The following is a 14,860-nucleotide window of genomic DNA, read 5'->3' as shown; positions in this document are numbered from 1 at the left end:
GCAGTGCTGCCTGCGCCATTTGATTTGTTGCTCAGTCCCCCGCGCCCGTGGCCGCTTTCTTTTTGGGGCGGCGTCCGGGTTTGCTAGAGACTTCCAGCTTGTATTTGCGAATCTTGCTGTACAACCGCGGGCGGTAGATGCCCAGCAAGCGGGCAGCTTCCTGTTTATTGCCGTCCGTGCGTTTCAAGGTTTCCGCAATGACGATCTTTTCAATTTCGTCCAAGGTCAGATCCGGCGGCACCGTGAAATGGTGCGCCGCATTGCCGTCCTGTTCGCCATCCACCGTGGACGCGCCGAATGGCAAATCTTCGGGTTGAATTTGATTGCCTTTGGCCAACAGCACGGCACGCTCCAGCGCGTTCTGCAATTCGCGCACGTTGCCGGGCCAGGGGTGGGCAAACAGGCGTTGATAGGCCGCCTGCGAAATGCCTTGCAGCGGCCGTTTGTATTTGTTGGAAAACTTATTGAAGAAGTGATCAATCAATAGTTGCAGGTCTTCGCTGCGTTCACGTAGCGGCGGCACGCTGATCGTGATGGTCGAGACGCGATAGAAAAGGTCTTCGCGCATCTGGCCGTCCTTGATCGCCTCGCGCGGTTCGCGGTTGGTGGCGGCGATCAAGCGGAAGTCGGCCTCGAAGGTTTCGGACGAACCGACCGGACGGAAGCGCCGCTCTTCCAGCACGCGCAAAAGCTTCGGCTGCAACTCCAGCGGCATCTCGCCGATTTCGTCGAGCATCAGGCTGCCGCCCTTGGCCTCGGCGATGAGGCCGGAGCGGTTTTGATTCGCTCCGGTAAACGCGCCTTTGACATAGCCGAACAGTTCGGACTCGATCAGTTCTTTAGGCAGCGCGGAGCAATTGACCTTGACGAACTCATGCGTGGCGCGCAGCGAATTGAAATGAATGGCGTTGGCGATCAGTTCCTTGCCGGTGCCGGATTCGCCAATGATCAGGACGTTGGCATCGCTTTTGGCAACGCTCTCGATGGTCTCGTAAATTTTCTGCATCGCCTTCGAGGCACCGATCATGCTGGCGAATTCGGAGCGCTGAAAATGTTTGCGCAGGTTCTCAGACTCGGTGCGCAAGCGGCGGCGTTCGAGCGCTTTTTCGACCAGCAGCAACATCTGCTCCGGCTCGAAGGGCTTTTCGACAAAGTAAAACGCGCCGGCTTTGGTGGCTTCGACGGCCTTCGTGACTGAACCGACGCCAGTAATGATGATGACTTCGGTTTCGGATTGGCCATTTTGGGAGTCGCGGCTTTTAACCGCGCGCAGCAACGACAACCCGCCTTGCTGATCATCGGGCAATTGCAAATCGGAGATGACCAGATCAAAGGCGCCGCGTTGCAGCGCCGCGTGACCCGCGCGGAAATCCTGCGCCGTTTGCACACGATAACCTTCCGCGCCGAGCACCAATCTGAGGCCCTCGGTCATCATCGGTTCATCGTCCACTACCAGGATGTTGATTTCTTGTTTCAACGGTTCCGCCCCTCGCCCTCTGTCCAGTCAGTGTTCTCATTTGCCGTACTGCCAGTGAATGACAAACGGAAAAATGAACGGCCAGCCTTATGTTTATATTTTCAACCTCACTTGTACCGATGTTCCAACCTTACCTGCCGCCCGCGCCACCAGCGAACCGCCATGAGCTTCGAGGATGCGTTTGGCGTGCGCCAGTTCAAGGGCGTTTTTGTTGAGTCGTTCATGGGTCAAAAAATCAAAAAGCGCCGCGCGTTGCGCGTCCGTCAACCGCGCCCCGGCATCCGTCACGGTCAGAACGCAATCCTCAGCGTCACGTTGCAACGTAACCGTGACGGTCGTTTGCGGCGGTGAAACTTCGATGGCGCGGGCCAGCAAGGCCGTGAGCGCCGCGTGCAATTGCTGCACATCGAAAGGCAATTCGAGAAGGTCATCGGCCAGCCCACTGACCAGTTGGACGTGGCGCGGCGTGGCGCGCAACCGCTGTTCACTTACAAGTTGCTCAACCAGCGCCGCCAACTCACCCGTTTCGCAACGCAATTCAATCGGCTTGGTCATACGGCTGACCAGCGTCGCGTGTTCAGCCATCGTATTCAACCCTTCAATGATCTTGTCGGCAATCTCAGCGCCTTCCTGCCCCGCCGTCCCGGCCTCCGCGCCCGCCAGGCGTTTCTTCAGATAGGAAGCATAGAGTTTCAGCCCGCCCATCTGATTGCGAAAGTCGTGAATCAGCCGCGACGTCAGCCGCCCCATATCGAGCAGGGCGTCTGTCTCAGCTTGCGCCGCACGGTCTTGCTCTGCCGCAGTGAATTCCAGCAAGAGCCATTCGCCCAGCGTATGCACATGCATTAGATACGACTGGGAGCCAATCTGCACTTCAACCGCGCCCGCCTCCACGGCTGCGCTCGACAACGGCCACAATTGCGGGCAAGCCAGGCGCGCCGCAGCCGCTTGCAGATGCGTGCAATCCGTCGCGGCGGCAAACCACTGCCGCCACATTGGATTTTCTGCCACAATGCGCCCGTCCGTGTGGCACAACACGAAGGCCGATTCAGCTTCCATGCAAAAACAGATAACGTCCGAACGTTTACAGAAAAAGGTTGGGAGGGGGGTTCCGCCACGTTGCCAACTGCTTGTCTCGCCGCAATTGCGCGGCAGATGCTAACAGAAAGCCTGAACAAGCTCAATTGATTGCGGATTGCGGATTGCGGATTTACTGCCACCGGTGTTATTGATACGCTACCTTTCACTTAGAGCGGTTTGCAATCGCGTTTACGGGAGCAGCTTGTGCCGGGACGGTACCGCGCGCGTGAGCAAGCGGCGCGTCAAGCTTACGCCATTGTCCGAATCGCACAGGCTCCGCTTGCTCACGCGCGCGATACCGTCTTGAGGCGCGGCTCTTTTCCCGTAAACTGAAGTGAAAACCGATCTAACAATTCGATTCACAGGAGCAGACAACTTGAGCGAATCCGCAATCCGCAATCCGCAATCCGCAATCGCTGAGTCCGCAATTCCACCGATCCGCACTACCGTCGTGGGTTCCTATCCCGTCCCCGACTGGCTGATGGCTTCGCCTAGTCAGCAGGGATTGATTGACGCGACCAAAGTCGTCTTTAAGATTCAAGAACTCGCCGGCCTCGATGTCGTCGCCGATGGCGAACTGTATCGCTGGGATGTCAATCATCCCGACACCAACGGCATGATCGAATACTTTATTCGCCCGATGACGGGCATCCGCTCGCAAGTCACCCGCACCGACATTGCCGAATTCAAACGACTGGAAGGCATGGGCTTTCGTTCCACCCCCGCCGGTGTCGTCGAAGATACGATTGACGAAGGCATGTTGAATCTGGGGGAGGATTACCGGCGCGCCCGCGCTTGCACGACGCATCCCATGAAATTCACGCTGACGGGGCCGCACATGCTGTGCAAGACGCTCATAGATCATCGCTACGCCAATCGCGCCGAACTCGCGGCAGCCTTGGCGCACGCACTCGCCAAGCAAGTCCCCGAAATTGACGCCGACGTGATTCAAATTGACGAAGCCAACATCACCGGCCACCCCGACGAAGGCGACTGGGCCGCCGACGCCCTCAACGTCGTGCTTGACGCAGCCACCAGCGCCAGAGAAAAAGGCGTGCATCTGTGCTTCGGCAATTACGGCGGTCAGTCCATCCAACGCGGTGAATGGCGCAAGCTGATCGCCTTTTTGAATCGGTTGCATTGCGACCACATCCTGATCGAGATGGCCTTTCGCGGGTACGAAGAGTTGCAATACTTCAAAGATGAACTCGACCCGCGCATCGGCCTGGGCCTGGGCGTGGTGGACATCAAGGTCAACACTGTCGAAACGCCCGACGAGATTGCCGAACGCATCGCGACGGCGGCGGGTTTCATCGGCGCGGAACGCATTAAGTGGGTCAATCCCGATTGCGGCTTCTGGATGAACAAGCGTTCGATTGCGGATCGGAAGATTGCGGCCTTGGTCAAAGGGCGGGATTTGTTTTTGGGCCGAAGCTGAATCAGATTTGGTGTGCTAGTATTTCCGCGCCATTCATCAACGAGCCAAACACGGCAGGAGGTTTTATGACTGACCAGGAATTGAGAGACTTAGTCGCGAGCGTTGCAAAAATGCAGGCTGAAACCGCTGCGCAAATGCAAGCACACGACCGGCGCATCGCTGAGTTGCGGGAACAGTCTGACCGCCGCCAAGCCGAGTTGCGGGAACAGTCCGACCGCCGCCAAGCCGAGTTGCGGGAACAGTCTGACCGCCGCCAAGCCGAACTTGACCGCCAACAAGCCGAAACCAATAAACAAATTAAACGTGTGGATAAACAAATTGGCGACCTCGGCAACAAGTTTGGCAGTTTTGCCGAAGGCATGGCCTTGCCTTCTATGGAAACAGTGCTGCGCAGACGCTTCGGCGTGAACGATGTCTCACCGCGCCGCAAATTCTTTCTCAACGGCGAAACGCTTGAAATGGACGTATTTGGCTACGACAATACTGGCACTCTCAAGGAAGCTTACGTCGTCGAGATCAAAAGCCACCTCAAACCGGAAGCGATTGAGCAGATTCTTGAGACTATCGCCAAACTACCGCGCTTCTTTCCTGCCATGAAAGACCGTAAGATTTACGGCATCATCGCCGCCGTGGACATCCCCGCCAATCTGCGCGCCGAAGTGTGGAAGGCTGGGCTGTACCTGGCCCGTATCAACGACGAGACATTCAAGCTGCAAATCCCACGCAATTTCCAACCGCAAGCGTTTGGCCCGGCCGTTGAAAAGAACGGCCACAAGAATGGGCACAAAACCGGCAAATCCAAAAAGAAAAAATAACCATGCGCCTGCTCAGCTGTTGCTCCTTACTACTGCTGTTCACTGCTTCGCTGTCCGCCCAAACACTCAAAAGCGATTACCTGCGTTATCTGAAAACCGCCGCCGCCCGCGGCTGGGCCGATACACCCGCCATCCTCGAAAACTGGAAGCAGACGACCAAGCCAAGCGAACTCTGGGGCTACGACGCGCCCGGCCATCCGGTCTATCTCGCCGACCTGCTCGGCTATCTGTATCAGGAAACCAAAGACAAGACATACGCCGAACGCGCGCGCGATCTGCTGGCGAGTTACGGCGACCTGCGCGAAATCATGCCGAAGGAGTTTCAGAGCAAGCGCGTCGAATACCGTGGCGGCGTGCCCTCGATCTCGAACTTTTTCATCATGCCGCCATACGCGCGCTCGTACATGCGCATCCGCGAGAGCGGCGTGCTCGACGCCAAGACCAAGGCCAAAATCGAAACCGACCTCGCCTTCAGTCTGGATCACATCTTTTATTACCCGGAATGGGGCGCGCACAACCGCGCGATGCTGCGCGCCGAGAGTCTTTATTACGGTGCGGTTGCACTGGCCAATCACCCGAATGCGCCGAAGTGGAAGCAACTGGCCGAGACGCTGGCCAGCGACAGTATGAAGCAATGGGAAATCGAAGATGCCACCGGCTATCACGGTATCTGGCTCTATTCCGTTTTCTCCTACGCCGACATCGCCGGGCGCGAAGACGTGCTGCGTTCCCCGATGGTGCATTACTACCTGGATTATTTCGCGCAACTGCTGACGCCGCACGGCAACATCGCGGATTTCGGCGACGCGCATTGGAATGGCGGTTGGGAACGCTTCGTGCCCGTGTATGAAAAGGCCGCGACGCTCTATCGCAACCCGGTTTACAAATACGTCGCCGAACAACTGACTAAGCGCGCAATTGAACGCGCGGCCAAGACGCAAAACTTAAGCGACGTCAACCTCGGCGCCGGGGTAGGCTCGCCGTTTACCGATGCCTGCCGCTGGGCCGACGATTCGATCAAACCCGCGCCGCCCGCGAATCTGAGCGGCGACGTGCTCGAAGATGTCATCGGTAAGAAAGTCGTCTTTCGCAACGGCTGGGACAGAACATCAACGATGATGCTGTTGAATTACCGCGACGAAGGCGACGGCGGTTTGCTCGGGCGCGATTTCCTGCGCCAAACGCTTTCAGTCGAAGAAGAGAAAATGCATCACGGCCACGCCGACGAAAACAGCATCGCGCTGCTGATGTCGGGCGGTTCGGTGCTGCTGCACGACGGCGGCTATCGCCCCGATTTGCCCAGCGGCCCGTTTGGCGAATGGCGAAGCGACTACTTCCACAACCGCGTCGTGGCGCGCAAAAACAAACGCGGCAAAGCGCAAGGCGTTTACGAATTCATCCGCAACTCCGGCGCATACCGCAAAGTCACGACGCAGAAAATTGACTTCCTCAAGTTCAAGGACGTGGACGCCAGCCGCACGCGCGTCACCGATGACGAACTCGGCTACCAATGGGATCGCGTCATCACGCACGTCAAGGCGCGCGATTACTTCATCGTGGTGGACGGCATCAAGGTGCTGCGACCCGATTACTACACCTTCACCAACCTCTGGCACACGCGCCAAATCATCGGCCAGGGCCAATCAGGCAACGGGCAGAGCTTCGAGACGCGCTACGACAAAATCCAGACGGACGAGTTGCCAGCAAACAAAGTGCTGACGATTCGCTTCCCTGAAAACGCCCAGGGCAAACAGATCGGCACCTTCCCCATCACGCGCCACTTTCAGGACGAGACGGCGATCTATCAAACCAACTCGCAGTTTTACCAAGCGGGCGCTTATGAATTCTTTGTGACCGTGCTCTTCCCGCATAGCGCCGAGGGCGACATCGCCTACCCGCAATTCAAGCTGCTGGAGGTGGACAAGGCGGGGCGCGCGCTCGGCCTGGAAATCACGGACGGTGCGGAAAGGTCTTACCTGTGTGTCAAACTCGACTTGGAGATGGATTTGGCGCGCGAACAAATCGGCCCGCGTTATCAATACGATTTGGGCAAGGTGAAATACGGCGAATTCGAGACGGATGCGTCGTATCTGTTCGCCAAGCTCAACGGCAACCAGCTTCAATACGGCGCGGCCACATTCATCAAACTCAGTTTCCGCCAACAGGTCTTGCAGGAAGCCTTGCCCAACTCTTTCGGCTTGCAATTGGATGGCGCGGGCACACGTGCAGGGTATGCCAAATGGCGTTTTTGGGAAGCCTCGACGCCTGTCAGGAATTGAGCGCCACACACCCTAAAAAAAGCCCATCCGGAAAATTCGTCTTATTGGTATAACCACTTGACATCCCCGATGTCTAGCCATACCTTGTCCCCCACAATTTACTAACTTACCTATTGATACAAGTTTTGCTGGGCACATGTGGGATTGCACTCCCCGATCATCAACAACCAACATCAAACTCCTACTCCAACGGCACCTGCTTGGAACGCCGGAGTACGAACAACTCAACTAACCCAGAGGTAATGTGATGAAAAAGCTCATCCGATTGCTAACTTTAAGCTGTCTTTTCTTAGGCCCGGCGACCGCCGTGTTTGCGCAAAGTAGTGCCGGCTCGCTTTCCGGCATCGTGACTGACGCCAATGGCGGCGCCGTGGCGGGCGCCAAAGTCACGGCCAAGCAGAATGCCACCGGACGCGAAATCAAAACCGTCACGACCAGCGAAGGGTTGTATGCCTACTCCAACCTGGAAGTCGGCGTTTACACCCTGACGGTCGAACAATCCGGTTTCAAAAAAATCGCGCGCTCCAATGTCATCGTCGCCATCTCGAACACCACGGTGGCCGATTTGAAGCTGGAAGTCGGGGACGTGAACCAGACCGTGGAAGTCACAGGGGAAGCGGCGCAACTGCAAACAACGACGACCGAAGTCGGCGTCAACTTTTCGCCGAAACTGATGGTGGATGCCCCCATCAGTGGCGCCGGCATTCGCAACCCGGAAGCATTCATCGGTTTCCAACCCGGCGTCGTCAATGGCGCGGGCGGTGAAGGCGGCATTGGCGGCGGACAGCGCCGCTCCAAGGAAATTCTGATTGACGGCGTCAACGCGACCAACCCGGAATCGGGCGGCGTGGCCTTCAACGGCTTGCCCTCGGTCGAAGCCATCGGCGAATTCAAACTCATCAACAATACCTTTGCGGCGGAATATGGCCGCACGGGCGGCGGCATCGAATCCTTCGTCACCAAATCGGGCGGACGCGACTTCCACGGCACCGTCTATGACTTCCACACATCGAGCGCGCTGAGCGCTACGGCCTGGGCGACTAAAGCAAATCCGCTGGGCGCTGGCGTTGTCGCCGTGAAACCGAAATACCACGGCAATACGTTTGGCGGCGCGCTGGGCGGGCCGATCTTCCTGCCCAAAAAATACTTTGGCCCCTTGGGCGGCTATAACGAGTCGAAAAACAAATCCTTCTTCCTCTTCACGACTGAGAATTATCGGCGCACCGATGCATCATCGAGCTTTCGCAGCCTGCCGACCGCAAAAATGCGCACGGGCGATTTCTCTGAATTGCTGCCGGGCCGTGTGATTTACGATCCGCTGACGGGGCAGCCCTTCGCGGGCAACCTCATTCCGCAAAACCGGTTCAGCAACGTTACTAAAAACATTTTGCCGTTGATCCCGGCGACCACGACTTCCGGCATGCTCAATAATTATCTGGCGACCATTCAAACACGGGCGCGCCAGAATTCGTGGAGCATCAAGGCCAATCACAACATCACCGACAAACACCTGATCAATTTCTTTTACACCTGGCAAGACCTCGGTTCGTTGCAGGTGGGGCCTTTGCCGCAACCGTTGCAAGGCGGGGGCACGACTTCCTATTCGGCCAATCGCCCGACCTTTACGCGGTTTAATTACGATTACATCATCACGCCGACGGTGAATTTGCATTTGACCTACGGCATGACCAGATTGCGCCAGATTTTCGACAACGATCAGGTCGGCCAGGGTTGGCCGCAAAAGCTGGGCCTGAAGGGCGTCTCGGAAGGCGATACCAATTCGTTCCCCGTCATCACCTTTGCAACTGATGGTTACACGGCCTATGCCGATACCAACGGCAACAAGACCAAAGGCACGCAGTACAACTTCACCGATCATTTCCGGGCCGATCTGAGTTGGGTGCGCGGCAATTTCAATTGGAAGTTCGGCGCCGACCATCGCTGGATGCGCACCACTGGTAAACCGCTTTCGACTGGCGGGTTTGACGACGCGGGCGTGCAGGGCACCTTTGCCTTCGCGGCCAACCAAACGGCCAGTGCCGCCAACGTGTCGGGTTCGGGCAACTCGTTTGCCAGTTTCCTGCTCGGTTTGGTTGACAACGCCTCGCGCACTTTCAACGCCAGCGCCATCTCGGCAAATTTCGGTTACCACGGCTGGTACGCGCAAACCGATTGGCGCATCCGTCCGAACATCACGCTCAATCTCGGCATGCGCTATGAATTGCCGCTGGCGCGTTCGACCAGTCCGACGGGCTTTACTTCGTTCGATCCAACGCTCACCGATCCGCGTTCGGGCTTGAAAGGCGCGACCGCCTATCTGGGCGATTGCAACGGCTGCATCAAGAAGTCGCGCTTTGCCGACACCGATTTCAGCAGCATCGGGCCACGCCTGGGCCTGGCCTGGTCGGTTAATCAAAAGACCGTCGTGCGGCTCGGTTATGGCATTTATTATGCGGCGGGCAATGGCTTGACGGGCGGTTTCTGTTTGCGATGCGCCAACGGCTATTCCACGACCGCTGGTCTGTCGCGCGCGGGCACGACGGGCGCGGCCTTGAATTGGGACAACGGCTTTGTGCCGCCACCCACGTTCCTCGCGCCGCCGGTGGTCAATGCGTCGGTTAGCAACGCGGCGGATGACATTTATTTCATCACGCCGGATTCGGGCAAAGCGCCGCGTTTCCAAAACTACAGCATCAGCATTCAGCGCGAACTGCCCTGGAAGCTGGTGGCCGAAGTCGCATACATCGGCATGCGCGGCACACGCGTTTCGTCGAGCCACGCGCCGCTCAACCATCTTGATCCGAAGTTTTATTCACTGGGCGCACTCCTCAACTCACGCATTGACGACCCGGCAGTGGTCGCGGCGGGTTACAAATCACCTTACGCCAACTTCATCGCCGATTGGGGTGCGGGCGCAACATTGGCGCGTGCGCTACGCCCGTTCCCGCAAATCAACGGCCCGATCAACAATCTTTACAATCCGATTGGTCATTCCTGGTACGACTCGTTGCAAGTCAAACTGGATCGCCGTTTCGGCTGGGTCACGCTCGAAGCCAACTACACGCGCTCAAAAGCATTGACCGACGCTTCGGGCACACAAACCGGCGGCGACGCGAGCAATCGCAACCCGAAGACCGACCGGCCCTATGACCCACGTGCCGTCGAGTTGAACAAGAGTTTGCAATACACCGACTATCCGAACATCGCCAACGTCGTGGCCGTGGTTGACCTGCCTTTTGGCAAAGGTCAAAAGTTCCTGAGCGGCAACGGCGTGCTCGACAAACTCGTCGGCGGCTGGACGATCAGCTTTACCGGCAGCTACACCAACGGCGCGCTGGCCTTGCTCAATGCGCCATACACCTATCCGCAATGGGGATTTGAGTATGGCCGCAAGCGCGTGAATATCGTGCCGGGCAAGGCGATTCGCACCAATGTCAGCCGCCAAGACCTCGATCCGCGCGATCTGACCAAGCGTTGGTGGACGACCGACTTCTTTACGATCCCCGGCACGTTTGAATTGGGCAACGCGCCGATTTACCTGAATGAGTTGCGTGACCCGAACGTTTACAACGAAAGCATGGGCTTCATTAAGCGCACGCGCATCAGCGAGACGGTCAACATCGAGTTACGCGGCGAATTCTTCACCATCTTCAACCGCACGAACTTCGGCATCGGCGGCACGCCGATTCGCCCGAACGTGACGGATACCAATCCGACCACCGGACGCTTTGGCGTCACCGGCGGCCCGCGTACTGGCCCGCGCACGGGGCAGATGGCGCTGAAGATCAACTTCTAACTAAGCACACCACGGAAGTAACTGAAAAGGGCTGGCGCAAGCGCGTCAGCCCTTTTCTTTTGCCACAGCCAAGCCGAAAATGCCGGCGATGTTCACTCAACCAACCACACAGCGGAGGCATTGCGTGAAGCCGTTTCATTAGTGGAGGTACTAATGATAATGAGCAGATCACGAAAACGAACGCCCATTCACGGCATCACGCTGGCCCGCAGCGAAAAGCAGGACAAGCGGCGCTACAACCGCCGCTTTCGCCACGTCTGCAAACGAGTGCTGCACGTTGACCCCGCCCGCGAAGTGCTGCCGCACCTGCGCGAATACAGCAATCCGTGGTGTATGGACAAAGACGGCAAATTCAGATTCGATCCGGCTGAACACCCTGAGTTGATGCGCAAATAGTCGCACTGAAGACTCGCGCCGCAGTAGCGCAACCTCGGCGGGTTGCGTTACTACAAGAAAAACTAAATTTTCTGGCATTTACCTCTTCGCCGCAGAGCGGCGGTTGAATTTAGCCGTGGGTTTTCAACCCACGGGCAGCGCACTCTTCGCCGCAGAGCGGCGGTTGAATTTAGCCGTGGGTTTTCAACCCACGGGCAGCGCACAATCAATTGCGCGTCGCGTCAGCGACGCTTGAAACACGCGGCCATTCAAGCGTCGCTGACGCGACGCGGGTTTGTAGTTTGTAGCGGATACCGTGGGTTGAAAACCCACGGCTAAATTCAACCGCCGCTCTGCGGCAAAAACAATTTTCAAAACACGAGATAACTTAGTTTCTCGTGTAGTTACTCTTTCGGCCAGACGATTTTGATTTCGATGGAAGGCTTCAGGGTTTGGGGATGCGCAAGGTCTTGCTGATCATCAAACAGCCCGAGACGAAAAAGAGCAGCGCCACCAAATGCAAATCCACGCCCAGCAACGCCACGCGCTGCAACCGGTCAAAGTGAAACAACAGCAATAACACGCCCAACGGCACCACGCTGGTCGGAATCGGCGTGCCCTCAAAATATTCGACCTTGCCAGTGTTGGCCGCCAACCGTTCCGCCGTCACGTTGTAACGCGCCAACCGGCTCAGCCCGCACGCCGCAAAAAAAATCAGCAGCAACTGCTCCAGGCCGCTGTTCAGTCCTGCGGCAAAGGCAATCGCCGCTGGCGCGACGCCAAACGAAATCACATCCGCCAACGAATCCAATTCGCGCCCCAACGATGACGCCGTATGCCGCCAACGCGCGATACGCCCATCCAGCACATCAAATACCAGGGCCAGCGGAATCAAGCCAAAAGCAACGTAAAGATGCCAACGCTCCTGCGTCGCCAGATATTTCATTGCACCGAAGATCGCACTGACGCCACACGCACCATTGGCCAGTGTGAACAAGTCCGCCAGGTGAAAGGTGCGCAGCATTGAGAAATGTTTGGTCATAGCAGTGGCTAGTGGTCAGTGGTCAGTGGTCAGTGGTTGGCGGTTACTGACCACTGACCACTGACCACTAGCCACTATCTTCCCTTCCAGCAGGCGGGCCGTTTTTCTAAAAACGCGCCCATGCCTTCCTGGGCATCAGCGGCCAGCGCGTTCAGGCTCATGACTTCTTTGGTGTAGGCATAAGCTTTGGTTTGCTCCAATTCGAGTTGGGCGTAAAACGCCTGTTTGCCGAGGCCGACGGTCAGTGAACTGGCTGCGGCAATTTGCGCGGCGAGTTCTTCGGTCGTAATGCGAAGTTGGTCAGCAGGCACGGCCTGGTTGATGAGGCCCCATTCGACTGCGGTGCGCGCGTCAATCGGCGCGCCGGTCAGCAGCATTTGTAACGCGCGTTTGCGGCCAAGCGCGCGCGTCAGGGCGACCATCGGCGTGCTGCAAAACAGGCCGATGCGCACGCCGGGCGTGGCAAAGGTTGCCGTTTCGCTGGCCACCGCCAGATCGCAAGTGGCGACCAGTTGGCAACCGGCGGCTGTCGCGATGCCCTGCACTTCGGCAATGACAGGTTGCGGGATGCTTTGGATGGTGGTCATCAACTCCACGCAGGCATCGAACAGTGCGCGGTACTCAGCAACACTGCGGTCAAGCATTTCGCGCAGGTCGTGCCCAGCGGAAAAGGCTGGCCCGTTGGCCGCCAGAATCACGGCACGCGTTGCGGCGGATTGGCTCACGCTGCGCAAACACGCGGTCAACTCCCGCATCAGCGCCAGCGAGAGCGCGTTACGGCGGGCCGGGTGATTGAGCGTAATGCGCGTGATCGCGGCGGCGGTTTCGACGAGCAGGTATTCGTAAGTCATGGCGTGCTTGACAGTACCGGGAGCTGTAGCGATCGGGTGCTTGGCAGTTTATGCGAGTGCCAAGCGCCCAGTCGCTACCGCTCCCGGTACCGAATCGTGGTTCTATGCTTCCGGGGCGACACTGTGGCGCAACTCGGCGCGGATGCGTTCGATCTCGTCCAGCTTGGCCTGAATACGTTCGAAGAGTCCGGCTTGCGCCTTGATGCCCTCTTCGACCAAAAAGCCCGCCGCTTCCATACGATTTTTGAACACGCCCGCCGCGACCAGCCGGTCGAGTTTGTCCGACGAATCGTCGCTCAACCGCACGAGCACGGTGGTGTCTTTCACGTTCATCGCGCGCTCGACCGCTTTGTTGACCGTCTCGGGCACGCGGTTGAAGAGGTCGCGCAAGGTCGTGGCGATCTCTTCGATCGTGTCTTTGCCTTGAGCAGGTGGTGGCGGTTGTGTGGCTAACGGCGCGTTCGCGGGGTTATTCGGATTGTCGCTCATAAATTCTCCTTGTGATTACGTGGGGTTGTGTTTGCATCAGCGCTTCATACGCAACCTTGCGCCGAAAGTTCCTGGGTACGCCCGCATCCTTGCGGGCAAGGGTGGCAAACGACGGAATCAGGCCACCAGAACTATTCAGCCTCAATGCGTTTTACGCCACGCGGCGCGCAGGGATGCGCGCGTACCCAGGTTGCTAATCCGCCGTCAGCTTCGGTTCGATGCGTTGAAATTCCAGCCCGTAAGCCACCAAGGCGTAGGGCAGGCGCTCCAGCGATTCGTTGTAAACCTTGACCGCCTCGACATAATCGCGACGCATCGCAATGATGGCGTTGACGGCAGCCTTGAACTCTTCCAACAACCGCAAATACGCATCATTGGCTTTGAGGGCCTCAAACGTATCGGCCAGCGCGGTGATGTTATCGGTGCTGCTGCTCAGTTCCAGGCTAATACTGACCAGGGCGTCCTGCTCGTTATTCTTGAGCGCCTCGGCCAGCGAGGTGCGCAGCGGCAGCAAGGCAATCAGCGGCGCCGGATCGGTTTTGATGACGGCCTTGGCCGTTTCCAGCGCTTTGATACCGGTTTCGAGTTGTTTGCCGATGGCAGCGGAGAAGTTGGCCCACTTGGCGCTGATGTTCTGTTTCTTGCGATTCAGATCGCCGGATGTAAACGGGAAAATTCTATCCACCGCGTAAAAGCGGCGCCCCTCTTCGAACTGTTCCCACGCCCATTTGTTGTCTTTGTCGCCGGCCACCGGCGGCGTCAACATGATGCGCATGGATTTCTGGGTGTAGGCGGCATTCGAGCCGGCGCGTTCCTGCACGGTCACGGTCGCTTTGCCATCGGCGCCCATAGCGATGTCTTTGACTTCGATCACGCCCCCCAGCGCGCCCACCACGCCGCTGACCGCCGTGTTGTTTTGCGCGTTGATGCGGCGCGCGATGGCGAAATAGACCTCGTCTTTGGAGGGCGGTTTCGCCGTGCTGACCGGCGCGGCAGGCGCTGGCGTTGCCGGTGGCGCAGCCGGTTTCGGTTGTGGACGGGCTTGCGCCAAAGTGCCAGCCGGAAACACGCAGGCCGCCCCGGCAAGAGCTAACCACAAGGCGGGCAGATAACGTTGATTCATTGCGACTCCTTTAACAGCGTTGGAAATGTTAGTGGGGGTAAAACAAAAGCGAGCTTGACGCTCTACCTGCCACCGCGACGCGCTCCGATGCAACC

11 protein-coding genes are annotated in these 14,860 nt (G+C 57.9%); 5 read left to right on the top strand and 6 right to left on the bottom strand.

Annotated elements, in window-relative coordinates; all coding sequences use genetic code 11:
* Nucleotides 1-31: 31 nt before the first annotated feature.
* Together HY011_04520 and HY011_04515 are read right to left on the bottom strand one after the other, a co-directional pair.
* Nucleotides 32-1,477, bottom strand: a complete 1,446-nt coding sequence (locus HY011_04520; GenBank protein ID MBI3422178.1) for a sigma-54-dependent Fis family transcriptional regulator — start codon at nt 1,475-1,477, stop codon at nt 32-34.
* 93 nt (nt 1,478-1,570) lie between these two features.
* Entirely contained in the window at nt 1,571-2,536 is a 966-nt protein-coding gene (locus HY011_04515; GenBank protein ID MBI3422177.1) for a HAMP domain-containing histidine kinase, read from the bottom strand.
* A 502-nt stretch (nt 2,537-3,038) separates the two neighbouring features.
* On the opposite strand from HY011_04515, the gene HY011_04510 reads away from it, so the two are divergent.
* The 5 genes from HY011_04510 (at nt 3,039) to HY011_04490 (ending at nt 11,281) form a co-directional block, all read left to right on the top strand.
* Nucleotides 3,039-3,995 (top strand): methionine synthase, encoded by a 957-nt coding sequence (locus HY011_04510; protein ID MBI3422176.1) that lies wholly within the window; start codon nt 3,039-3,041, stop codon nt 3,993-3,995.
* Nucleotides 3,996-4,060: 65 nt separating this feature from the next.
* The gene (locus HY011_04505; GenBank protein MBI3422175.1) at nt 4,061-4,810 is read left to right on the top strand and encodes a DUF3782 domain-containing protein; all 750 of its coding nucleotides are present in this window, start codon (nt 4,061-4,063) and stop codon (nt 4,808-4,810) included.
* 2 nt (nt 4,811-4,812) lie between these two features.
* A complete protein-coding gene (locus HY011_04500) occupies nt 4,813-7,089 on the top strand; it encodes a hypothetical protein (GenBank protein ID MBI3422174.1) in 2,277 nt (758 codons plus the stop codon).
* A gap of 247 nt (nt 7,090-7,336) precedes the next feature.
* Nucleotides 7,337-10,885: a carboxypeptidase regulatory-like domain-containing protein gene (locus HY011_04495; GenBank protein ID MBI3422173.1), complete on the top strand. Its 3,549-nt coding sequence runs from the start codon at nt 7,337-7,339 to the stop codon at nt 10,883-10,885.
* Between the two features lie 159 nt (nt 10,886-11,044).
* The gene (locus HY011_04490) at nt 11,045-11,281 is read left to right on the top strand and encodes a hypothetical protein (protein ID MBI3422172.1); all 237 of its coding nucleotides are present in this window, start codon (nt 11,045-11,047) and stop codon (nt 11,279-11,281) included.
* 424 nt (nt 11,282-11,705) lie between these two features.
* Here the strand turns inward: HY011_04490 and pssA are convergent, their stop codons facing one another.
* From pssA to HY011_04470, 4 genes are all read right to left on the bottom strand, one after another.
* Entirely contained in the window at nt 11,706-12,302 is a 597-nt protein-coding gene (gene pssA, locus HY011_04485; GenBank protein ID MBI3422171.1) for a CDP-diacylglycerol--serine O-phosphatidyltransferase, read from the bottom strand.
* Between the two features lie 74 nt (nt 12,303-12,376).
* A complete protein-coding gene (locus HY011_04480) occupies nt 12,377-13,153 on the bottom strand; it encodes an enoyl-CoA hydratase (protein ID MBI3422170.1) in 777 nt (258 codons plus the stop codon).
* Between the two features lie 102 nt (nt 13,154-13,255).
* Nucleotides 13,256-13,642 (bottom strand): hypothetical protein, encoded by a 387-nt coding sequence (locus HY011_04475; GenBank protein MBI3422169.1) that lies wholly within the window; start codon nt 13,640-13,642, stop codon nt 13,256-13,258.
* Nucleotides 13,643-13,835: 193 nt separating this feature from the next.
* A complete protein-coding gene (locus tag HY011_04470; GenBank protein MBI3422168.1) occupies nt 13,836-14,765 on the bottom strand; it encodes a LemA family protein in 930 nt (309 codons plus the stop codon).
* Nucleotides 14,766-14,860 lie beyond the last annotated feature (95 nt).

This window comes from Acidobacteriota bacterium (assembly GCA_016196035.1).
GTDB lineage: Bacteria > Acidobacteriota > Blastocatellia > RBC074 > RBC074 > JACPYM01.
The sequence above is the reverse complement of the archived record's forward strand: the minus strand, read 5'-3'. Positions and strand labels throughout refer to the sequence as shown.